This is a genomic window from Mycobacterium sp. E802 (genome assembly GCF_001666875.1).
In the GTDB taxonomy this organism is placed as follows: Bacteria; Actinomycetota; Actinomycetes; order Mycobacteriales; family Mycobacteriaceae; genus Mycobacterium.
Window position 1 is genome coordinate 1 of the sequence record NZ_LZJD01000089.1, and the last position, 21,056, is coordinate 21,056.

20 protein-coding genes are annotated in these 21,056 nt (G+C 68.9%); 7 read left to right on the forward strand and 13 right to left on the reverse strand.

Annotated features, from left to right (window positions below; all coding sequences use genetic code 11):
• From A5699_RS13710 to A5699_RS13740, 7 genes are all read right to left on the reverse strand, one after another.
• A partial coding sequence (locus A5699_RS13710; RefSeq protein ID WP_067770104.1) for an HAD-IC family P-type ATPase occupies window positions 1-3,990 on the reverse strand: 3,990 nt, incomplete at its 3' end.
• Window positions 3,987-4,430, reverse strand: a complete 444-nt coding sequence (locus tag A5699_RS13715; protein WP_067770106.1) for a hypothetical protein — start codon at window positions 4,428-4,430, stop codon at window positions 3,987-3,989. The genes A5699_RS13715 and A5699_RS13710, both read right to left, overlap by 4 nt.
• 117 nt (window positions 4,431-4,547) lie before the next feature.
• Window positions 4,548-5,096, reverse strand: coding sequence for a YceI family protein (locus A5699_RS13720; protein WP_067770108.1), 549 nt, complete (start codon window positions 5,094-5,096; stop codon window positions 4,548-4,550).
• Window positions 5,093-5,581 carry a DUF456 domain-containing protein gene (locus A5699_RS13725; RefSeq protein WP_067770159.1) on the reverse strand — a complete coding sequence of 163 codons (489 nt, stop codon included), beginning with the start codon at window positions 5,579-5,581 and terminating at the stop codon, window positions 5,093-5,095. Before A5699_RS13725 ends, A5699_RS13720 begins: the two co-directional genes overlap by 4 nt.
• On the reverse strand, window positions 5,578-6,300 hold the full coding sequence (locus A5699_RS13730; protein WP_067770110.1) for a methyltransferase domain-containing protein: 723 nt from the start codon (window positions 6,298-6,300) through the stop codon (window positions 5,578-5,580). Before A5699_RS13730 ends, A5699_RS13725 begins: the two co-directional genes overlap by 4 nt.
• A gap of 41 nt (window positions 6,301-6,341) precedes the next feature.
• Window positions 6,342-7,307, reverse strand: coding sequence for an NADPH:quinone oxidoreductase family protein (locus tag A5699_RS13735; protein WP_067770112.1), 966 nt, complete (start codon window positions 7,305-7,307; stop codon window positions 6,342-6,344).
• Between the two features lie 5 nt (window positions 7,308-7,312).
• Window positions 7,313-8,179, reverse strand: coding sequence for an SDR family oxidoreductase (locus A5699_RS13740; protein WP_036390642.1), 867 nt, complete (start codon window positions 8,177-8,179; stop codon window positions 7,313-7,315).
• A 190-nt stretch (window positions 8,180-8,369) separates the two neighbouring features.
• On the opposite strand from A5699_RS13740, the gene A5699_RS29595 reads away from it, so the two are divergent.
• Window positions 8,370-8,537 (forward strand): hypothetical protein, encoded by a 168-nt coding sequence (locus tag A5699_RS29595; RefSeq protein ID WP_197508289.1) that lies wholly within the window; start codon window positions 8,370-8,372, stop codon window positions 8,535-8,537.
• Window positions 8,538-8,649: 112 nt separating this feature from the next.
• Complete coding sequence (locus A5699_RS13745) at window positions 8,650-8,847, forward strand: hypothetical protein (protein ID WP_067770114.1); 198 nt, start codon at window positions 8,650-8,652, stop codon at window positions 8,845-8,847.
• A gap of 65 nt (window positions 8,848-8,912) precedes the next feature.
• Here A5699_RS13745 and A5699_RS13750 read toward each other — a convergent pair whose 3' ends face one another.
• The 3 genes from A5699_RS13750 to A5699_RS13760 form a co-directional block, all read right to left on the reverse strand.
• Complete coding sequence (locus tag A5699_RS13750) at window positions 8,913-9,845, reverse strand: class I SAM-dependent methyltransferase (protein ID WP_067770116.1); 933 nt, start codon at window positions 9,843-9,845, stop codon at window positions 8,913-8,915.
• The gene (locus A5699_RS13755; protein ID WP_067770118.1) at window positions 9,842-10,804 is read right to left on the reverse strand and encodes a class I SAM-dependent methyltransferase; all 963 of its coding nucleotides are present in this window, start codon (window positions 10,802-10,804) and stop codon (window positions 9,842-9,844) included. The genes A5699_RS13750 and A5699_RS13755 overlap by 4 nt, the downstream gene beginning before the upstream one ends.
• Before the next feature lie 72 nt (window positions 10,805-10,876).
• Window positions 10,877-11,512 carry a TetR/AcrR family transcriptional regulator gene (locus tag A5699_RS13760; RefSeq protein ID WP_067770161.1) on the reverse strand — a complete coding sequence of 212 codons (636 nt, stop codon included), beginning with the start codon at window positions 11,510-11,512 and terminating at the stop codon, window positions 10,877-10,879.
• A 122-nt stretch (window positions 11,513-11,634) separates the two neighbouring features.
• Here A5699_RS13760 and A5699_RS13765 point away from each other — a divergent pair, with 122 nt between their 5' ends.
• Together A5699_RS13765 and A5699_RS13770 are read left to right on the forward strand one after the other, a co-directional pair.
• Window positions 11,635-12,210: a TetR/AcrR family transcriptional regulator gene (locus A5699_RS13765; RefSeq protein WP_067770120.1), complete on the forward strand. Its 576-nt coding sequence runs from the start codon at window positions 11,635-11,637 to the stop codon at window positions 12,208-12,210.
• 11 nt (window positions 12,211-12,221) lie between these two features.
• The gene (locus tag A5699_RS13770) at window positions 12,222-14,366 is read left to right on the forward strand and encodes an FUSC family protein (RefSeq protein ID WP_067770122.1); all 2,145 of its coding nucleotides are present in this window, start codon (window positions 12,222-12,224) and stop codon (window positions 14,364-14,366) included.
• Here A5699_RS13770 and A5699_RS13775 read toward each other — a convergent pair whose 3' ends face one another.
• Window positions 14,367-15,335: a pirin family protein gene (locus A5699_RS13775; RefSeq protein WP_067770124.1), complete on the reverse strand. Its 969-nt coding sequence runs from the start codon at window positions 15,333-15,335 to the stop codon at window positions 14,367-14,369. It abuts the gene before it with no gap.
• 54 nt (window positions 15,336-15,389) lie between these two features.
• On the reverse strand, window positions 15,390-17,042 hold the full coding sequence (locus tag A5699_RS13780; RefSeq protein WP_067770126.1) for a putative PEP-binding protein: 1,653 nt from the start codon (window positions 17,040-17,042) through the stop codon (window positions 15,390-15,392).
• Window positions 17,043-17,108: 66 nt separating this feature from the next.
• On the opposite strand from A5699_RS13780, the gene A5699_RS13785 reads away from it, so the two are divergent.
• Window positions 17,109-17,366, forward strand: a complete 258-nt coding sequence (locus A5699_RS13785; RefSeq protein WP_067770128.1) for an HPr family phosphocarrier protein — start codon at window positions 17,109-17,111, stop codon at window positions 17,364-17,366.
• Between the two features lie 38 nt (window positions 17,367-17,404).
• Here the strand turns inward: A5699_RS13785 and A5699_RS13790 are convergent, their stop codons facing one another.
• Window positions 17,405-17,995: a hypothetical protein gene (locus A5699_RS13790; RefSeq protein WP_157561239.1), complete on the reverse strand. Its 591-nt coding sequence runs from the start codon at window positions 17,993-17,995 to the stop codon at window positions 17,405-17,407.
• 306 nt (window positions 17,996-18,301) lie between these two features.
• Between A5699_RS13790 and mycP the strand changes: the two genes are divergently transcribed.
• Window positions 18,302-19,651 (forward strand): type VII secretion-associated serine protease mycosin, encoded by a 1,350-nt coding sequence (gene mycP, locus A5699_RS13795; protein ID WP_067770130.1) that lies wholly within the window; start codon window positions 18,302-18,304, stop codon window positions 19,649-19,651.
• A complete protein-coding gene (gene eccE, locus A5699_RS13800) occupies window positions 19,648-21,042 on the forward strand; it encodes a type VII secretion protein EccE (protein ID WP_067770132.1) in 1,395 nt (464 codons plus the stop codon). The genes mycP and eccE overlap by 4 nt, the downstream gene beginning before the upstream one ends.
• The last annotated feature ends 14 nt before the right edge of the window (window positions 21,043-21,056 follow it).

Here is a 21,056-nt window from a genome sequence, read left to right on the forward strand (position 1 = left end):
CACCAGCGCCACGGTGGAGGCGCGCCGCGGCGCCAAGGAGAAACCCGCCGAGAACCAGGCACCGGTGGCCGCGCCGGCCGTCGTCGCACCTCGGATCGCCACGGTGCGCCACAGCTCGGCCTGATCGGGTCCGTGACCGGCGCGGGTTGCGGTGCGTGTCGTCGGGCTCACCGCCAGGGCCGCCGCCGGCAGCGCATCGGTCATCATGTTGACCAGCAGAAGCTGCCGCGTGTTCAGTGGTGAACGTCCGGTGAGCGCGCTGCCCACGATCGAGAACACCACCTCGCCGGCATTGCCGCCCAGCAGCACCGACACGGCGGACTGCACCCGCCGCCACAGCTCGTGTCCCTCGTCCAGCGCGTCGATCAAGGCGCCGATCCGCCCGTCGAGCAGCAGCACGTCGGCCGAACTGCGGGCCGGATCGCTACCGCGGGCCGCGACCCCGATGCCCACCGTGGCCGCCCGAATGGCGGCGGCGTCGTTGGCTCCGTCACCGACCATGGCGCACACCTGCCCGGTACGTTCCAGGGTCTGCACGATCTGGACCTTGTGCTCGGGCGACATCCGCGCGAAGACCAGGCGCTCGCGGACCGCGCGTTCCTGGCTGCGGCGTGGCATCGCCACCCATTCCTCGCCGCTCATCACCTGCTCGGCGGTGACCGGCAGCCCCATTTCCGCCGCGATCGCCTTCGCGGTGACGGGATGGTCTCCGGTGATGAGCCGGATGCCGATACCCTTGCGGCGCAACGACTTCAACACATAGGCGGATTCCGGACGGGGCGTATCGGACAAGCCCAGCAGGCCGACGAACTGCAGCTCACCGGAGGCCAGGTCAGCAAGGGCGTCGACGTCGTCGCGGGCGCGCGCAACCTGCGCCGGGGTCAACGGCCGGCGGGCCACCGCAAGGACCCGCAGGCCGTTGCGGGCCATCTCGTCCACGGTGCGGCTCACAGCCCGGGCCACGTCCCCACAGCCGGCCAACACCACTTCGGGGGCGCCTTTGACGGCCAGCTCGTCGCCCAGCATCGCGGCCGAGAATTTACGGCCGGAGCGGAACGGAAGGTAGACCCCGACCTCGTCGATCGCCGCCAGGTCGGCCGCCTCGGCGACCGCCGCGTCGGTGGCGTGTTCGTACTGCTCGCCGTTCTTGGGCGGGGTGGCGCGGGCCGCACAGTCGAGCACCTGCTGCTCGGAGGCCCGTCCACCCGGGGCCCGAACCTGCGCGACGCGTAGGCGGTTCGCGCTGAGCGTGCCGGTCTTGTCGAAACACACCACGTCGACGCGACCGAGCGCCTCCACCGACCGGGGGCTGCGCACCAGCGCCCCGGAGCTGGTCAGCCGCCGCGCCGAGGCCTGCTGGGCCAGCGTCGCCACCAGCGGCAGGCCCTCGGGCACGGCCGCCACCGCAACCGCGACCCCGCTGGCAACCGCGCTGTGCAGCGGCAACTTGCGTAGCAGACCCAACCCGCTGACCAGCCCGCCACCGGCCAGGCTGTAGGGCAGGGCCCGGTTGGTGAGTTCACGCAGCTGCGCCTGTAGGCCGACGGCCGGGCCGGCGCCCTGACCCACGTCGGTGGCGCGGCGCGCCTGCGTCGCGGCGCCCACCTCGGTCACCACCGCGACGACCGTTCCGGCCACCAACGTGGTGGTGGCGTACAGCATGCAGTGCCGTTCGGCCAGGGCGGCGCCGGGAGTGGCCGCGACCTGCTTGGCCACCGGCAGTGATTCACCGGTCAACGACGCTTCGTCGGCTTCGGCATCGACTTCCTCGAGGATTCGGGCGTCGGCGGGCACCACCTCGCCGGGGCGCACCTCGATGACGTCACCGGGACGCAGCAGCTTGGCCGGCACACTCTCGTAACCACCGGCGTCGCCCGTCACCCGGCGAGCCGGCGGATCCTGGACCGCCAGCAGCCGGCTGAGTAACCGCTCCGCCCGGACCTGCTGGGTGGCAGCCAGAATGGCGTTGCCGGTCAGCACCGACCCGACGAGCACGGCGTCCACCGGGGAGCCGAGCATCGCGCTGGCCGCCGAACCGACGGCCAGCACGGGAGTCAGCGGATCGGACAACTCTGCCCGAAGCGCCGCCAGAAGATCACCGAACGTCCGGGACAGCGGCCCGCCACGCGGCTGCCAGGCACGGGAATCATCGTCCGGTGCTGCAGATTCGGCAATCCGCTGCCGCACCTGCTCGGGGGTCATCGCATGCCAGTCCTCGAAGGAGGCAGCCTTGGGCGCCGGATCCCTCAGCACGCGGCGGGCCTGCCAGTACCCCGAGACCAGGCCGACGGCGGCGCCGGCGGTCACCGGTCCCGGGCCGCGGCCCCGCACCCCGGGCACCATCAGCAAGGCGCCGAGCAGAGTGCCACCGGTGGCGAGCTCCACACCGCGCTCACTGGTCCGGCGCGCGGCAGGCATGGCGTGCAGCAGGCGCCACACCGCGGCCAGGTCGTCGGTGAGGACATCGGCGTGCCAGGGGATGGCGGCACCGGTGTGCCCGTTGAGGACGCCGATCGCGAGGTCGGCGGCACCGAGGGCACGCGAGGCGTCCACCGCGAGCACCGCCACGGTGCGGCCGTCGCGCTGCAGCGCATCGACCGCGTCGGCCAACGCCGAATCGACGTCACCTTCGCCGTGATGCAACTCGTCGAACGACGAGCGCAGATCCCCGAGATCGTCCAGGGCCAGGGACACCGCCTGGGCACCGGCCCGGCGGATCTCGGTCAGCACGCTGTGCGCGAGAGGGTGGTGGCTGTGGCGCACCAGGACCCGGCCGCGGGTCCTCCCGTTGCGCTCGGGGCCGGCGAATGCCGGTGCCACGGGATGCCAACCGACGTCCAGCGCCCCGGCCTCGAGCCGGCCCTGCGCCCACTGCCAGACCGCGGCGCGGTCGGATTCGGCCACATCGCGAAACTGCCCCACCCGCAACTGGTCGGTGACCAGGATCCGGGGATCGACCACCACGGCGTCGATCCGGTCGAGGAGTCGTAATGCGTTGGCCTGTAAGGGTATGACCCCGAAACGGTCAGCCACGCCGCGGCCGAGCGTGCTGGCGAACGCCTCGCGGGAATTACGGGCCGCCTTGGGCGCGGTGACCACGGCGGCGGTCGCGGCCGCGCCGACGTCCCGGGTCAGCAGCCCGACGGAGGCAGCGGCCGCGGCCTGAGCCTGTGCGCACCGCTTCGCGTGCCGCTCCACTGGCCCGTCGGGTACCGGGCAGGGACGCGGCGGCACCGGTGGCGCGGGGAGCGATTCGGCGTGTGCGGCGAGCCGGGGCTCGTGGGCCTGCCACGCGTTGGCGGCCGACGCGGATTCGGCGAGCTGGGACAGATGGCGCACGAACTCAACGGCGACCACCGCCGGGGCCTGGGTGAGCGCATAGACGGTGGCGGCGCCGACGCCAAGCGCCGCGTCGGCGGCCACCGGACCGAGCCGGGCTTCCACCAGCGCCCGCACCTTGGGCTGGTAGTCGACGGCGCTGACGACGGCGGCCAGGCCTGCGGGCAGCCTGGGCAGCGGCACCACCCGGCCGACCGCTGCCACACCGACTCCGACACCGCTGGCTGCTGCCGCAATGCCCTTGAGCGCCAAAACAATTCCGTCGCCGGGCAGGTCAGTAGGTCGCGGCGGCGGGCCTGGGTCCGGCTGTGTGGCTTCGGCGCGCGCTACCGCGTCACACAGCTGCGGCAGACCGACCGCACCAGGTTGGTCCTCGTCGATTTCGACGATCACGCGGGACAAGGAGAAGTTCAGCTGCACCGTGCGCACCCCGGGCAGGTCACGGATCTCCCGCAACACCGCGGCGCCGATACGCCGACCATGTTCGGCGGGCAGGCCGCGCACCTCGATCCAGCACCGGCCGTTTCCACGCCAACAACGCCGGGCCGGCGTCCCGCCGACCATTTCGGCCGCGGCGGCCAGGGCCGTCTGCACCGGCGCCGCGGCCAGGGCAGCCGCGCCGTTGACGATCCGGCCGAGCGCGGTGATCACTTAGCGCGCGAAGCCGCACCGGTGCGTCGCGTCGCCGAGCGGCCGGACGACTTGGCGGTGGTGCTCGTCGAAGACCGAGTCGGGGGACGCTTGGTCGCCGCTGAGCGTTTGGCCGCCGAGGACGCCGGACGCGAATCCGGGGATTCCTCGGGTTCCTCGCCGTTCCGCTGATTCAGTTGGTGGACAACGAGAGCCGCACCGCCGACGGTGAGCAACACCGGCCACTCGACAAGGCCTGCCGCTCCGACCGCGGCGAGGGTGAGGGCGGCCGCGGCCGGGGATCTGCTGCCCTGGCTCACCCCGCTGCGAATCCCTGCGCCGACTCCCTTCAGCCCCCCGACCACTCCGTTGACTGCGGCCCCGCCGATCGCTCCTGCGGTTGCGGTGGTGGCGTCCGCGGTGCGGCTGACCGCCCGCACCGCGCCTGAGACGATGTTCACGATCGGACTCCTCACTTCACCGCTCAACATCTACCCCCTTCACCGGTGCTCTACACCCAACTTGAGCAAGGCTGACAGGAAGTTCGCAGAGCGCGCAGCGGCCCGACTATTCGCCGGTCAAACAGCGTCTCGAGGAACACTCGACGCCCACGTCACGCGCACCTCGTCGGCGACCTTCATCGCGCCCATCAACATCGAAAACTGTTTGATACCGAAGTCGGTGTGCCGCACGTGCGCCTCACCCGAGAGGCGCCAGGAGTCTCCGGCATCCTCGGCCTGCACCTGGACGACCTGCGGCCCGGTGTGCCCGTTGAGCTCCAGCGTTCCCGACAGCTGCAGCGCGTCGCCGTCCGGGTCGATCGCCGTCGATGCGAAGCGGGCTTGACCGAATCGCTTCGCGCGCAAGGTTTTCAACGCGTTGGACCGGATCAGGGTTTTCTCTGCACCGGTCAGCGGGGTCAACCCACCGTCTCCACGCACGACGTCGAGGGAGCCGAGGTCGACGGTCATCTCCACGGCAGAAGGCCGATCCCCGTCCCACTCCACGACCGCCTGCCAGGACGTGAACGTGAGCGTCAGCCGGTGGCCCATGCGGGCGGCACTACCGGTGACACCGGTATGCAGCAGCAGTTGACCCGACTCGGGGCCGAGGGTCCATTGCGTCATGAGGCAAGCACCAGACCCGTCACCCAGGTGACGGTGGCCAGCAATGCGCCCGCCAGCTCGACCCCGACCGAGAGGGCAACACCCTTGAGGGCGTGGATGGTTGACGCCCAGGCCCGGCGGTTGTCATGGCGTGCGGCCAGCTCGGCCAGGTACACGCCCAGGACGAATCCGATCACCAGCCCGATCACCGGGATGACGAAGAAGCCGATCAGGCCGAGCGCCCCACCGGCCACCAGGCTCCACGTGCGCACCTCGGCGGCGCGCATCCGCCGCACCGGCCACACGTACTTGATCACCTCGGCGGTCACGGAGAACACCGCCGCCACCGCCAGCGTCACCCACCCGACGACGCCTCCCTCGACGATCGCCCACACCGCGATCGCCGCGAGCACCAGAAATCCGCCGCCGGGCAGCACGGGCACCACGATGCCGACAAGCCCGACAGCGATCACCAACGCGACGAGAACAACCCCGAGTGTGCTCACGGTTTCTGCCCACGCACCCACTGCATGGCGCCCATGCTCTTGGACCGCACCCGCTGCAAGCCGAGCCGCTCGAACTCGTCGGCGAGTTCGTCGTCGCCGAAGAACCGTGCCCCGCCCTTCGCGAGCAGCCGGGCCGGGCCGCGGTCGGTGGCCGTCGGCACCATGATCGCGATGCGGCCGCCGGGGCGCAGCACCCGCACCATCTCGGCCAGCGCCACCTCGGCCTGCGGGATCAACTGCACCACCGCGATCGAGGTGACCGCGTCGAAGACGTCGTCACGGAACGGGAGGTTCTGGGCGTCGGCGCGCAGGAAACCGACCTGCCGGCTCGCTTCCGCCTCGACCGCACGAGCCAGCATCGGCTCGGAGATGTCCACGCCCAACGCGATTCCGTCGAGGCCGGCCGCCCGCGCGAGCGCGGCGGTCACGTTGCCGGGGCCACTGCCGACGTCGAGGGCGATGCCCCCGGGCGGGATGTCCAGCCATTCGGTGGGCTCCTGCCACGCCGTCATGAGCTTGCGGCCCAGCGCCTGGGCGTTGTCGTACAGCTTCGAGCCCAGCGGCGAGGCCCACACCTTCTGGATGAACCCGGCGTTCTTCGGGGCGTCACTGCCTGCCCCCAGCAGGTCGAGATATCCCTTGCTGACGTCCGGCTGGGCCGGTGGATCGGCAAGAAGCTCCAGCGCCTTGGTCAATGCCCGGCTCGATGCGGTGTCCACACCTCTACGCTACGCACCGAGTCGGGCGGCGCCGTGCGTCATCAGGGCTCGAGGATCAGCTTTCCCCGCACCGCACCGTTTGCCAGCGCCTCGAGCGCCGCCGCCCCCTCGGACAGCGGGTACCGCACCGGCGGGGGCGGCCGCAGCCCGGCGGCGACGAGCTTGTTGAGCTCCGCACCCACCTGCGCCTGGGCCTCCGGGTGGCGGCGCACGAACTCGCCCCAGCCCACCCCGACGACGCTGACGTTGCGCAGCAGCAGCCGGTTCACCTTGACCGTCGGGATCCCGCCACCGGCGGCGAAGCCGATCACCAGCAGCCGGCCTTCGGGAGCCAGCACCCGGATGGCGTCGTCGAAGGCCGGGCCACCGATCGGATCGACCACCAGGTCGACGCCCTGCCCGCCGGTGGCCTCCAGCACGGCCTCACGCCAGCCATCGGCCAGCGGCAACACCAGATCGGCACCGAGCGACGAGATGAACTCCTCGGCGCCGGACCGGTGCACCATGGCAATCACCTTGGCGCCCATGGCTTTGGCCAATTGGATCGACGCCGCGCCGATGCCGCCGGCCGAGCCGAGCACCAGCACGGTCTCGCCCGCCACCAGCCCGCCCCGGCGGGCCAGGGCGAACTGCATCGTGTAGTAGTTGCCCAGCAGCGAGGCCGCCTCGCCGTCGTCGAGACCGTCGGCGGTGGGGATCACGTTGGCCGGTACGGCCGCCACCTGCTCGGCGTACCCGCCGATCATCGAGAACGCCGAAACCCGTTGCCCTGGTGTGAAACCGGAGTCTTCGGGTGCCGAGCGAACCGTTCCGGCCACCTCCATGCCGGGCGTGAACGGCGGTTCCAGCCGCAGCTGGTACTCACCGCGCAGCAACAGCAGATCGGGGAAGCAGACGCCGGCGGCGCCGACGTCGATGATGACCGCATCCCCTGTGGTCGGTTCCTCGACGTCGACGTACGCCAGCCCGGACGTACCGGTAAGTGCCTGTGCGACAAGCGCTTTCACTGGTTCTAGCCCAGCTTGAACGACGCCTGCTGAGCGGCGGACAGATCGGTGATCTCGCCCCACTTGGCGGCGACATCGTCAACCGAGGGCACGCCGTCGGAGAAGGTGACGCCCTCGTTCTGGAACAGCGCGGTGCGCTGGACCTTGCCGCCGCCGACGATGAAGATCGAGTCGGTGTCGGGCAGTTCCTCGGTCATCAGGTAGGCGACCACCGGGGCCACGTACTCCGGGGTGAGCTTCTCGAAGACCTCGGGCGGCAGGATGTCCTGGGTCATCCGGGTGGCCGCGATCGGGGCGACGGCGTTGGTCTTGATGTTGTACTTGGCGCCTTCCTGGGCCAGCGTGTTGATCAGGCCGACCAGGCCGAGCTTGGCGGCGCCGTAGTTGGCCTGGCCGAAGTTGCCGAACAGGCCGCTGGTGGAGGTGGCCACGACGACGCGCCCGAAGCTCTGCTCACGGAAGTGCGGCCAGGCGGCGCGGATGACGTTGTAGCCGCCGTAGAGGTGCACCTTGAGCACGGCGTCCCAGTTCTCGAACGTCATCTTGTGGAACGTGCCGTCGCGCAGGATGCCGGCGTTGCTGACGACGCCGTCGACCTTGCCGAACTCGTCGATGGCGGTCTTGATGATGTTCTCGGCGCCCTCGGGCTCGGCCACGCTGTCGTAGTTGGCCACGGCGCGTCCGCCGGCGGCCTTGATCTCGTTGACCACCTCGTCGGCCATGTTGTGGCCGGCACCGGTGCCGTCGCGGGCACCGCCGAGGTCGTTGACGACGACGCTGGCGCCCTCGCGGGCCAGCGTCAGGGCGTATTCACGACCCAGACCGCCACCGGCTCCGGTGACGACGACGACGCGATCCTGCACTCCTGGCATGGGGATTCCTCCTCGGTAGGGGCCGGAAATACGGCTCAACTCCCCTCTTGTATACGGCGGCTGCCTCTTGGTCGGTGCACCGGGTCGGCGAGTGACCACTGTCACGGCGTTCGGAGGTTTATTTTGGAATCATTCCAGTATTGCTTTAGTTGAACCATTCAAGAAAGCGATACAGAAGAGGGATGCAGTAATGAAGAAGTTGGGTTTCACCGCCGTCATCGCCAGCGCCTTGGCCACCGCCGTCGTCGGCTTCGCCGCACCGGCCTCCGCCGGGATCGACCACCACATCTGGGTGCATCAGCAGCACCAGTCGGCGACCGTTCCACAGGTCGACCACAGCGTGCACCAGAGCCGCTGAGTGTCACCGGCGGTGACCACTGTCACGGCGAGCGCGGGAGCGTAACAGAAATAAAGCGCCCTGACCGAGGGTTGGAAGCTGAGAAAGTTTTAAAAAAATGAAGGAATCAATAGTGAAAAAGTTCGGATTCACCGCAATCGCCGCCAGTGGATTGGCAGCTGCCGTTCTGGGCCTGGCCGTACCGGCCTCCGCCGGCGTCGACCACCACATCTGGGTACACCAGCTGCACCAGAAGGCTCAGGTGCCGCAGGTCGACAACACCGTGAAGCACACCAGCATCAACCTCTCCAGCATGAACGTCGGCCGCTGAAGCACGGCGAACAAGCAAGGGGCGCCCCATGATCGGGGCGCCCCTTCTTATTGTCAGCGGAAAGCTCAGAGCCGTTCGGCGGTGACGAACGTGGAGAACGCCCCCTTGTCGTCATGCTCGAGCTCGACGTAGCGGCCCAGCCGGCGCATCTCGTCCAGGGAGTGCACGCCCTCGGCCCGCCAACCGTGGGCACCGAGCCACTCGGCCACATCGGCCCGGTCGGGGTCTTCGTAGATCAGGTCCTGGACGTTCAGCGCCTGCTCCATGTTGAACTGCGCGGCGAACTTCTCGAAGCGCTCCCGCATCTCCTCGCGACGCTCGCTCGCCGTCACCCCGGCCGTTTCGGCGGCGATGCGGCTGCCCGGTGCCGACAACTCGGTGACGAGCTCGAACAGCCGATCCTGCGCATCGGCGGGCAGGTACATCAGGAGCCCCTCGGCCAGCCACGCCGTCGGCTGGGCGTCGTCAAAACCCGCCTCCCGCAAGGCCTTCGGCCAATCCTGGCGCAGGTCGATAGCGACCTCACGGCGCTGCGCGGACGGCTGCGCCCCATGAGCGGCCAACGTCTCGGCCTTGTACTCGAGCACCTTGGGCTGGTCGATCTCGAACACCGTGGTGCCCGCCGGCCAGTCCAGCCGGTAGGCGCGGGAGTCCAACCCCGAAGCCAGGATCACGATCTGGCGGATGCCGGCCTCGGCGGCCTTGGTGAAGTATTCGTCGAAGAAGTGGGTGCGCACGGCCTGGTAGCTGCCCATGTGCTCGAAGATCCTGGCGGCTTCGGCGTCCAGCTCTTCAATCTTGTTGGCGATGTCCTGATCCAGCAGGGTTTCCCAGACGCCGGTGCCGGCCCCGGCGACGAGGATCGCCGCGTACGGATCGCGGATCAGCGGGTTCTCACGCTTGGTCTCGCCGGCGCGGGCGGCGGCCACCATGACGGCCGTCGAGCCCACGCTGGTGGCGATGTCCCAGGTGTCGTCATGACTGCGCAGTGAGCTCATCGGGTTTCTCCGTCCAATCGGGCGCGCAACAGCACGCTGTCCAAACCGAGTTCGGCCAGTTCGTCGACGGCGGCCGGCCGGCCCAGCCGGGCCATCTCGTCTGTGGCGGCCACGGCGTCAACATCCCAGCCGTGCGCGGTCAGCCACTCGGCGGCGTCGGCCCGCTCGTCATCGGTGTACATCAGGGCGTCGACGTCGAGATCCAGGCCCAGGGCGGTACGCATGTGCTCGCTGCGGGCGCGGCGCTGCGCGCACTTCTCGGGCGTGTAGCGGGCCGGGTCCATCACGAAGGCCTCGACCGCGATACGGCTACCCGGTGCGCTGTGGGCACCGACGAGTTCGAACAGCCGGTCCTGGGCCTCGGCCGGCAGGTACGGCAGCAAGCCTTCGGCCAGCCACGCGGTCGGCTGCGTCGGGTCGAATCCGACGTCGAGCAGGGCGGCCGGCCAGTCGTCACGCAGGTCGACCGGCACCGGCACGTGCTGTGCGCGGGGGACTGCGGTGTGGGCCTGCAGCGTCGCGGTCTTGTACTCGAGCACCTTGGGCTGGTCGATCTCGTACACCGTGGTGCCGGCGGGCCAGTCCAGCCGGAACGCGCGCGAATCCAGACCGGCGGCCAGGATGACGATCTGGCGGATGCCGTCGTGGGTCACGTCGGTGAAAAAGTCGTCGAAGTAGTGGGTGCGGACCGCTTGGTAGTTGCGGGCCATCTCGTGGATGCGACGGGCGTCCGGATCCTCGCCGATCCAGTGCGGTTCACTGCCGGCCAGCTGGGCCCAAGCCGGGCCCGCGGCGGCCACCAGCAAGAAGGCGAACTCATCGCGGATCAGGGGTTCGAGTTGTGCGGTCTCGGCGGCGCGGGAGGCGGCCACGCCCAACGCGGTGGCCCCGACACTCTCGGTGATGTCCCAACTGTCGCCCGCGGCCCGACCCGGCCGCACGTCGCTCAGATCAGTCATTTGTCAAGCCATGCTACCCAAGAACTTAGCCAGGCTATACGGCTATGTGGGCGACCTCACGCAAATCGCGGATCAATCGCGCAGTTGCCAGAGCTTGTTCGCCAGCAGCAGCTCGAACTTGTCCACGATGGCCGCCACGTCATCGCGGTGACCCACATAGCCGGCATAGAAGCCCATGCCCCACATCACCGCGACCAGCATTTCCACGATCGCCGGGATATCGGTGTCGGTGCTCAGCTCACCGCGCTGCACCGCATCGTCGACGGCCCATCGCACGAATTCCCGTGAGCTTCGCAGCGCATCGTGCTCCTCAGACACCAGCTCCGGATGTCGCTGGGCCTCGAGTACGGAGGTGACCAGGAAGGCCGCCGCCGAGCGGTCGGCGGAATCGGCGTCCATCGCCGCGGCGAAGAACGTCGAGAGCCGGGACAGCAGCGTGCTGGCCTCCCGGGCCTTGGCAATGCCCGCGGCGATCACCTTCGCATTGGTTTGCTCGACCACATCGCGGTACAGCACTCGCTTGCTGCTGAAGTAGTGGTTGATCGCCGGGCGCGTGAGGTCCGCACGGATCGCGATCGCCTGGAATGTGGCCGCGTCATAACCCAGTTCGCTGAAAACTTCGCGGGCCGCGTGCACGATGCGTTCACGGGTCTCAGCCGCCTTTGCTGCGGGTGGACGTCCCGGTCCCCGGCTCGCGATGTGGGCCACGTTCGAATTGTGCCACACGTCACCTGAGGCGTCCGACGCTGTCATCTGGCGGTCACTGACAAGCGGCTGACCAGCAAAGCCCGGGCGCGTCCCAAAATTGACGGCGACTAGCGTTGGCTTTCATGGCGGGGGTTGCTTCACGGGAGTCGTACTTCGACACCGGTATGGATGTGTTGTCCGATCTGGGCTACGGCGGGCTCAAGCTCGCCGAGGTGTGCAACCGGCTGGGGGTCACCACCGGCTCCTTCTATCACTACTTTCCGAACTGGGCGTCCTACACCCGCGAACTCATCGCACACTGGCGTGAGGCGCGCACCCTGCGGGTGGTCGAAGCCGTGCGCGCCGACCGGGACCCGCACCACCGCATCGAAACCCTGATCGTCGAGACGCTCGACCTGCCCCACGGCGCCGAAGCCGCCATCCGGGTCTGGAGCTCACTGGATCCCGATGTCTACGCCGTGCAGGCCGTGGTGGACCAGCTGCGTTTCGACATCCTCTTCGAATCCGCCCTCGAGCTCATCGGCGACGAGCGCAACGCCCGCTACTTCGCGGCCTGGGGCGTGTTCCTCATCGTCGGCTTCGAGCAGAGCACCCTGCCGCGTGACACCGAGACCCTGCGGTGGATCACCACCCAGATGCGCGACGCGCTCGAAGCGGGCCGGTTCGCTCCCGACGCCGGATCCGACGAACCCGTCTAACATCGGCGGTCATGCTGACCCCGGCCGAAATCTGGCGCCGGGCAGCTGACCGCCTACGTGAGAAAGATCCCGACTACGACGCGCTGCGCCGCGCGCTGCGCGCAGCCATCGTGCTGCCCATCGCCGCTGCGATCGGCTTCGCCCTCGGCGGGGATTCCCAGACTCCGCTGTTCGCCATCTTCGGCGCGGTCTCGGTCCTGATCACCGCGGATTTCCCGGGCAACCGGCCGGCCCGTGCCCTGGCCTACGGCGGTCTGGCGTTCAACGGCGCGGTGTTGATCGTGCTCGGCACCGTGCTGGCCCCGCATCCCTGGCTGAGCGTGGCCGCGATGTTCGTCGTCGGCGTGGTGGTGTCGTTTTCCGGGGTGCTCAGCGAGATCGTCGCCGCCGGCCAACGGGCCACCTTGCTGTTGTTCGTGCTGCCGCTGTGCACACCGGTGGGTCCCATCCCGGAGCGGTTGCTGGGCTGGCTGATAGCCCTGGCGGTCTGCGTGCCCGCCGCGTTGTTCCTGTTCGCGCCCCGCCACCACGACGAGCTGCGCCGCCACGCCGCGCAGGTGTGCCGGTTGTTGGCCGACCGGCTCGAAGGCCAGGCCTCCGGCCGTGACGTCACCCGGGCGATGAACGCGCTCTACGAAAGCTTCCTCGGCGCCGACTACCGCCCCGTCGCCCTCACCGCGGGCAGCCGCGCCCTGGTCCGCGTCGTCGACGACCTGGGGTGGATCTGCGACCAGGTCACCGACGACACCGGGGAACTGCTCGGCGCGATGCGTGATCCAGCGGTGCGGGTCCTGCGCGACAGCGCCGCGCTGCTGCGCATCACGGACCGCGCCGAACGGGCCGCTCGCAGTGTCGATCTGCGCGCCGCCCTGGCCGAGCAGCGCAGCGTGGCCCAGGGCAACTACCGCGAAGACATCGCCCAGATTCTTGGCACCGCCGACGACGCAGCCGCGGTAGAAGTCGGTCGGGATCTGTTGGTGCGCCGCACCATCTCGGCCACGATCGCGGTCACCGGACGGGTGATCGGCAATGCCGCGCTGGCCGATGCCCGCCCGGTGTGGGCCCGCGTGTTGGGCCGGCGTCTGCCCGCGACCGGCGCCGCGGACTGGGTGATGCCCGAGACCGTCGCCGTCGCCGCGATCACCCGCGGGCTGGTAGCCACCCGCGCGGTGGTGCTGCGTAACAGCCTGCGCACCGGGCTGGGGTTGGCCCTCGCGGTGGCCGTCACCCACGTCTTTCCGGTGCAGCACGGATTCTGGGTGGTGCTCGGCGTGATGTCGGTGCTGCGCAGCAGCGCACTGGACACCGGGACGCGCGTGCTGCGCGCGGTGGCCGGGACGGCCATCGGGTTCATCCTCGGCGCGGTGGTCATCGAATTGCTCGGCGTGGAGCCGGTGGTGATGTGGATCCTGTTGCCGCTCGTGGCATTCGGATCGGCCTACGTCCCCAAGGTGGCATCGTTCATCGCCGGGCAGGCGGCTTTCACGATGATGGTGCTGATCAACTTCAACCTGATCGCCCCGACCGGCTGGCGCGTGGGCCTGGTCCGGATCGAAGACGTCATCCTCGGCGCGCTGGTGGGCATCGTGGCGTCGGTGATGTTGTGGCCGCGCGGCGCCACAGCGTCGGTGTCCAAGGCCGTCGACCGGGCCCGCGACATGGGCGCACAGTTCCTTCAGGCCGCGGTGGTTCGCGTCACCCGCGGCGCCTCCGAGGAAGCCACCAACCGCGTCATCGCCTTGAGCCACCGCAATCTCGCGGCCTCGCGCACCCTTGATGATGCTGTGCGCCAATACCTTTCGGAGAACGGTGGGCCCAGTGACCAACGTGCACCGGTGGTGCGGGCGGCCAACCGGGCTAATCGGGTGCGCGCCGCGGCCGAGCTGATCGCCGATGTGGTGCCGCCGCCGCTGGGCGTCTATCCGGACACCCGCGCGGTGATCGAGGAGCATGCCGCGGCGATCTGTGCCCGGCTCACCCGCGCCGACACCACGTCGGTGCTGGTGCCGATCGGTGAAAGCTTCGTGGTGTCACTGCGCGCCGAAGCCGCCGGAACCGATCTGGCGGTCTCGGCGGCCCTGCCGCTGGTGACGGCGGCGGCGCATCTCGGCGAGCTGGAACTTCTCTACCCGCAGCCCGCCGAGTCGGTGGGTTGATCAGACCCTGTGCGGCATGAGCGCGTTCGGTGGGATGTGGCCGAACTTGCCCGCTTGATAGTCCTCCAGCGCCTGGATCAACTCGGACTTCGAGTTCATCACGAACGGGCCGTAATGGAACACCGGTTCGCGAATCGGCTTGCCGCCCAGGAGCAGAACCTCCATCGCGGGCCGGTGCGAATCCTGGGTGGGCTGCGCCGACACCGTGATCCGGTCGCCGGGGCCCAGGACGGCCAACTGTCCCTGATGAATCGGATGCCCCACCGGGCCGACGCTGCCGCGCCCGCTCAGCACGTACACCAGGGCGTTGAACTCGCGGTCCCACGGCAGGTTGAGTTGGGCACCCGGTTCAATCGTGGCGTGCGCCAAGGTGATCGGGGTGTGCGTGTTGCCCGGACCCTTCGCGCCGTCGATCTGGCCCGCGATGATGCGCACCAGGGCGCCGCCGTCCTGGGACGTCAGCAGTTTGGCGTCGGTGCCCTCGATCGCCTGGTAGCGCGGGCTGGCGAACTTGTCCTTCTTCGGCAGGTTCACCCACAGTTGGACGCCGTGGAACGTGCCACCGCTCTCGACGAGCTCGGCCGGCGGGGTCTCGATGTGCAGGATTCCCGATCCGGCGGTCATCCACTGCGTGGCGCCGTCGGTGATCAGCCCGCCGCCACCATGGGAGTCCTGATGGGCGAAGCGCCCGTCGATCATGTACGTGACCGTTTCGAACCCGCGGTGCGGATGCCAATCCGTCCCCCGCGGTTCGCCCGGCTGATATTCGACCTCGCCCATCTGATCCATGTGGACGAAGGGGTCCAGGTCGGCCGCGCTGACGCCACCGAAGGCCCGGACGACGGGGAAGCCCTCGCCCTCGAACCCGCGCGGGCCGGTGGTGATCGAGCGGACCGGACGTTCGGTGTCCGGGGCTTGAGCGGCGGCGATTCGGGGCAAGGTCAAGGTGTCTGCGGTGATGGCTGGCATCTCCTACCTCCTGATATGTGGGGTGATGTCAGCTATAACCGGACCGCGGTCCGATTATTCCCGTTGCAGTGTCCGGCGGGCCGCGTCGCGGGCCTCGGCGGCGCTACCGGTGGCCATCGCGGCTTGGGCCGCGGCCCGACATTGCCGGTGCGTCAGTTGCGCAAGTTCGGCCCCCACCGCGGGGATCGCGGCCGGCGCCATCGACAGGGACGTCACGCCCAGGCCCACGAGCACCGCGGCCAGCAGCGGATCGGCCGCCGCCTCCCCACACACCCCGACCGGCTTGGCCACCGCGGCCCCGGCGCTTGCGGCCAGCGCCACCAAGGACAGGACTGCGGGCTGCCACGGGTCGGTGAGGGCAGCCAGCTCTGCCGACATCCGGTCGGCGGCCATCGTGTACTGCGCCAGATCGTTGGTGCCGATCGACAGGAAGTCGACGTGCTCGAGGATCTTGTCGGCCTGCAGTGCGGCGGCTGGCACCTCGATCATCACGCCTGGGCTGAGTCCATATGAGCGCGCCTGGGCGGCAAAGTGTTTGGCCTCGGCTGCGGTGGCGATCATGGGTGCCATCACCCCCGGCCGGGTTTTGGCGGCCTCGGCCGCGGCGGCGATCGCTTTTAGCTGACGGTCCAGCAGGCCGGGATTGCCGTGGGCTGTTCGGATGCCACGCACGCCCAGGGCCGGATTGGGTTCATCTTTGTGATGTGCGAATGTGAGCGGCTTGTCCGAGCCTGCGTCGAGGGTGCGGATGACGACGGTGTGTCCGGCGAAGGCCTCGAGCACTTCGCCGTAGACCTTCGCCTGCTCGTCGACGGTCGGCTCGCTGTCCCGGTTGAGGAAGCACAGCTCGGTGCGGAACAGGCCGACGCCTTCGGCGTGTGTTGTTGCGCTCGTCGGCCCTTGCACGTTGGCCAACAACGGGACCCGGTGCCCGTCCGCCGTGGTGGCGGGCCCTGTCCATGTTCTGGCGTCTTCAGCGCTCGTTCGCACCTGCGCCGGGTCGGGGTTCATGGTGACGGTGCCGGCGGTGCCGTCGAGCGCCACCATCGCACCCTCGGGCACCACGTCGAGCCCGTCAACCGCCACCACACACGGGATGCCGAGCTCGCGGGCGATGATCGCGGTGTGGCCCGTCGGCCCACCCCCAGTGGTGGCCACACCGAGCACCAGGGCCGGGTCGAGCGTGGCGGCGTCGGCCGGGGCCAGATCCTCGGCGAGCAGGATGGACGGTGTATCTGGCTGGGGCACAACGGGTTCTGATTCGCCGCACAGTTCGGCGACGACGCGGTCGCGGATGTCGTTCAGATCCGCGACCCGTTCGGCCATCACCCCGCCGAGTTTGGTGAACATCTCGGTGAACTCCGCGGTGGCGTCGGTGGCCGCGCGGACGGCGGGCGCCCCGGCGGTGATCCGCTTGTCGACGGCGGCGAGCCAGGCCCGGTCCTGCGCCAATGTGGCCTGTGCGGTCAGTATTTGCGCCGCCATGTCTGCGGCTTGCGTCGCCCGTGCCCGGAACCGGGCGGCCACGATGCCTGCGGCGACGGTGAAGCGGGCGGCCTCGGCCGGCCGGGCCTCCTCCGCCACATTTGTCTGTGCCTCATGGGTTGGAACCCGTCGCGGCCGGATCACCGGCGCATACCGCACCCCGACGACCACCGGCACGCCCCGCAGAACCGTCGGCGGAGCGGCCGGAGTTGTCGAAGGCATGTGACACAGGTTACAAATGCGTTTGCTGTGCCCGCAGCGGCCGGGGCAGTTACGTCGAGGAGGGGTATGCCCAGCAAGACCGTCACCGTCGGATCGGCCATCGGGCTGCACGCTCGTCCGGCTGCGCTCATCGCTGAGGCGGTGGTCAATGCCGGTGTGCCGGTGACTTTGTCCCTGGACGGCGGGGAACCTGTCGACGCCGGCTCGGCCCTGATGATCATGACGTTGGGGGCGGGTTGCGGTGCGCACGTGACCGTGGAATCCGAACACGCTGACGTGTTGGCCAGTGTGGCGGGGTTGGTGGAACAGGACTTGGACGCGTAGCGCTGGCGCCAGCAGAGGTTCCGCAGAAGCCGCGAGAGTTACTGGTTGCTGTGGCGCGCGATAAGCGCGCGGTCGGCCTCGCCCGCCTGCTCCGGGGTCGCGAACGGCATGTTTGTCCCCACGAAATCCCGAGCTTCGCGGAAGTCCATTCCTTGCTCGACGAGCATGTTCACCGTCACGACATGCGTTACCGCCGTTGCGCGTTTGGCAGCCACCCCAGCCACGAACCGGATTTCGTCGGCCAACTGGGCTTCGGTCAGCCGCGTTGCCGCAGGATCCAAGTCGACCTGGGCAACTGAACCGTTGAGGTAGGCAGTGACAGTAACGGTGCCTGGCGGGTTGGTTACCTGAACCACCGGAATCTGCTCTTCGTCTTCGGGCTGGCCTTGGCCATCGATGGCGCCGAACCCGTCGTCCTCCACGTCATCGACCTCGTAGCCACCGGAGTGGTCGTAGACCGCATCCAAAACACTGTTGTCACCGCTGACGGAGTCATTGGCGTGCGGCGTGTAATCGTCTAGGACGTCGAGTCCGGATGCATCGTCGGATACCGGCGCAGCGAAGTCGAACGCATCGAGCCCGTTGTCGTCGTCGGCGTCGTCCCATCCGTCCGAACCGTGAGGCGTCATGGGTAAGTGATATCCCATTGCATTGGGCCAGTCGACAGCCCTTAGATGAAACATCCATCGATCGTTCTCGCCACCGAGGTCTGCTCCGACTGTTCGTCCTGCAACGCATTCGACTTGCCCGGCGCAACGCTCACTGCAAGCACAAAGCGTTATCAGGCTCACCTAGACACCCTTATGATTGCCTGCGTGCAAATCGCGGGTCGGCTTGACGTGAGACGATTCATTTTAGAGCGGACCGGGCGTTGTTTGCTGAAAGTGCACCAGCACACTGCAGACATGTCCGATGTCATTGGGGGAGTGTGAGGCGTGCAGCGCTTAGCCGTGATGCTGCTGGCAGTTCTGCTGGCGTTTTTCAGTGCACCGCCCGCGTGGGCGATCGACCCGCCGGCGATCGATGCCGGGGCCGTTCCGCCTGATGAGACCGGCCCCGACCAGCCGATGGAGCAGCGCAAGATCTGCGCCGCCCCCACGGTCATGCCGAACTCGAACTTCGCCGACAAGCCGTGGGCGGCCGACTACCTGAAGTTGGCCGAGGCGCAGAAGTTCGCAACCGGCGCCGGGGTAACTGTCGCCGTGATCGACACCGGGGTCAACGGTTCTCCCCGCGTCCCGGCCGAGCCGGGAGGCGACTTCGTCGACGCCGGCGGCAACGGAATGTCCGACTGTGACGCCCACGGGACGCTGACCGCGTCGATCATCGCCGGACGTCCCGCACCCACCGACGGATTCGTCGGTGTCGCCCCGGATGCGCGACTGATCTCGCTGCGCCAGACGTCGGTGGCCTTCCAGCCCAAGGGTTCCCGCCAGGACCCCAATGACCCGAACACCACCCAGACGGCAGGTTCGATTCGCAGCCTCGCGCGCTCGGTGGTTCACGCGGCCAACCTCGGCGCTCAGGTGATCAACATCAGTGAGGCCGCCTGCTACAAGGTGACCCGCCGTATCGACGAGTCCAGCCTCGGCGCGGCCATCAACTACGCCGTCAACGTCAAGGGCGCGGTGATCATCGTGGCCGCCGGCAACACCGGTCAGGACTGCACCCAGAACCCGCCGCCGGATCCGGCGGTCCCGGCCGATGCGCGTGGCTGGAAGGGTGTGCAAACCATCGTCAGCCCGGCCTGGTACGACCCGCTGGTGCTCACCGTCGGCAGCATCGGCCAGAACGGTCAGCCGAGCAACTTCTCGATGTCGGGCCCCTGGGTGGGCGCAGCCGCCCCCGGCGAGAACCTCGTCGCTCTGGGTTACGAGGGCCAGCCGGTCAACGCCACCCCCGGTGAGGACGGCCCGGTGCCGCTCAACGGCACGTCGTTCTCCGCGGCGTTCGTCTCCGGTCTGGCCGCGCTGGTCAAGCAGCGCTTCCCGGATCTGACCCCGGCCCAGGTGATCAACCGGATCACCGCCACCGCCCGCCACCCCGGCGGCGGCGTCGACAACTACGTCGGTGCCGGTGTGGTCGATCCGGTGGCCGCCCTGACGTGGGAGGTGCCCGACGGGCCGAAGAAGGCTCCGTTCCGGGTCAAGGAAGTTCCCCCGCCCGTGTACATTCCGCCGCCAGACCGTGGCCCGATCACCGGTGTGGTGGTCGCCGGCGCCACGCTGGTGCTGATCCTCGGGATCGCAGCCATGACCCGACGCGCGTTGCGGCGCCGCCAATGAACTTCCTGCGGCAGTTCGGTTTCCGCTTCACCACGGGTCACGCCATCTGGGCGGCCACGCTGATCCCGGCGTGCATTGCGCTGTGCCTGCACTTCAAGCTGCTGTGGCTCGGCATCACGCTGTCCGTGCTGATCGCGATCTTCTCGGTGCTGACCATCCGCGGACGGCGGCTCACCGGCTGGGTCAAGGCGGTCTTCTCGTGGCGACGCAGGCACCGCAGCACGCCCGACGTGGCGTCGGAGCCGGCGGTCGGCGCCACGGTGATGCCCGGTGATCACGTCGCCGTGCGTTGGCAGGGCGACTACCTGGTGGCCGTGATCGAGTTGGTGCCAAGGCCTTTCACCCCGACGGTGATCGTCAACGGCAGTGCCGTGTCCGATGACACCGTCAGCACCAAGCTCGTCGAGAACCTGATCGAGGCACACTGTCCCGATCTGGAAGCCGATGTGGTCTCGGCCGGTTATCGCGTGGGCAAGACGGCGCCGGCCAGCCTGGTGGCGCTCTACGAGCAGGTGGTCGGTCCGTATCCGGCACCGTCGAACCGGCGCACCTGGATCGTGTTGCGCGCCAATCCGGAGAAGACGCAACGCTCGGCTCATCGCCGCGACAGCGGAGTGTCCGGGCTGGCCCGGTATCTCGTGGCCTCGACCACCCGGATCGCAGATCAATTGGCCAGCAACGGAATCGACGCACGCTGCGCACGCAGCTTCGACGACTACGACAAGGCCACCGAGATCAGCTTCGAGAAGGAAACCTGGTCGGTGATCAAGGGCCGCAGCACGTTCACCGCGGCCTACATCGCGCCGGGCGGTCCGGATGCATGGTGGTCGGCCCGCGCCGATCACACCACCACCCGCGTGCGACTGTGCCCCGGGATGGCCCCGACCAGCACCGTGCTGCTCACCACCTTGTCCAACCCGACCACGCCACGCGGCTTTTCGTGCCTGTATGGCGGTCAGCGCGCGGCGCTGCAAGGCATCAGCCCGGTGACCGACAAGCATTACGACCTGCCGATCGGCTCGGCCGGCGTGCTCGTCGGTGAAACCTCCGACCGTTACCCGGTGTACATGCCGTTCGACAACGTCGACGTCAGCATCAACCTCGGCGATGCCCGGCTGTTCACCCAGTTCGTCATCCGCTCGGCGGCCTCGGGCGCGGTGGTGACCCTCGGACCGCAAATGCGCGAATTCGCCACCATGATCAACGGCCGCGTCGGACGTGTGCCCCGCGTCGCCTGGCCCAATGCCACGACCTACCTCGGACCACATCAAGGCGTGGGCCGAGTGATCATGCGGCCCAACTTCATTGACACACCACGGCATCGCCAGCTGCCGATCACGTTGATCAATCCACGTGAAGAGAGCCGTTACCAGATGGCGCTGGAGCAATGACATCAAGCTTCCTG

Coding starts and splice junctions, on each gene's coding strand:
- A5699_RS13790 (WP_157561239.1), bottom strand. CDS start 17,995: ATGACGCCTCACGGTTCGGACGGATGGGACGACGCCGACGACGACAAC.
- eccE (WP_067770132.1), top strand. CDS start 19,648: ATGAACTTCCTGCGGCAGTTCGGTTTCCGCTTCACCACGGGTCACGCC.
- A5699_RS13740 (WP_036390642.1), bottom strand. CDS start 8,179: ATGCCAGGAGTGCAGGATCGCGTCGTCGTCGTCACCGGAGCCGGTGGC.
- A5699_RS13765 (WP_067770120.1), top strand. CDS start 11,635: ATGGCGGGGGTTGCTTCACGGGAGTCGTACTTCGACACCGGTATGGAT.
- A5699_RS29595 (WP_197508289.1), top strand. CDS start 8,370: ATGAAGAAGTTGGGTTTCACCGCCGTCATCGCCAGCGCCTTGGCCACC.
- A5699_RS13750 (WP_067770116.1), bottom strand. CDS start 9,845: ATGAGCTCACTGCGCAGTCATGACGACACCTGGGACATCGCCACCAGC.
- A5699_RS13720 (WP_067770108.1), bottom strand. CDS start 5,096: ATGACGCAATGGACCCTCGGCCCCGAGTCGGGTCAACTGCTGCTGCAT.
- A5699_RS13770 (WP_067770122.1), top strand. CDS start 12,222: ATGCTGACCCCGGCCGAAATCTGGCGCCGGGCAGCTGACCGCCTACGT.
- A5699_RS13785 (WP_067770128.1), top strand. CDS start 17,109: ATGCCCAGCAAGACCGTCACCGTCGGATCGGCCATCGGGCTGCACGCT.
- A5699_RS13755 (WP_067770118.1), bottom strand. CDS start 10,804: ATGACTGATCTGAGCGACGTGCGGCCGGGTCGGGCCGCGGGCGACAGT.
- A5699_RS13780 (WP_067770126.1), bottom strand. CDS start 17,042: ATGCCTTCGACAACTCCGGCCGCTCCGCCGACGGTTCTGCGGGGCGTG.
- A5699_RS13775 (WP_067770124.1), bottom strand. CDS start 15,335: ATGCCAGCCATCACCGCAGACACCTTGACCTTGCCCCGAATCGCCGCC.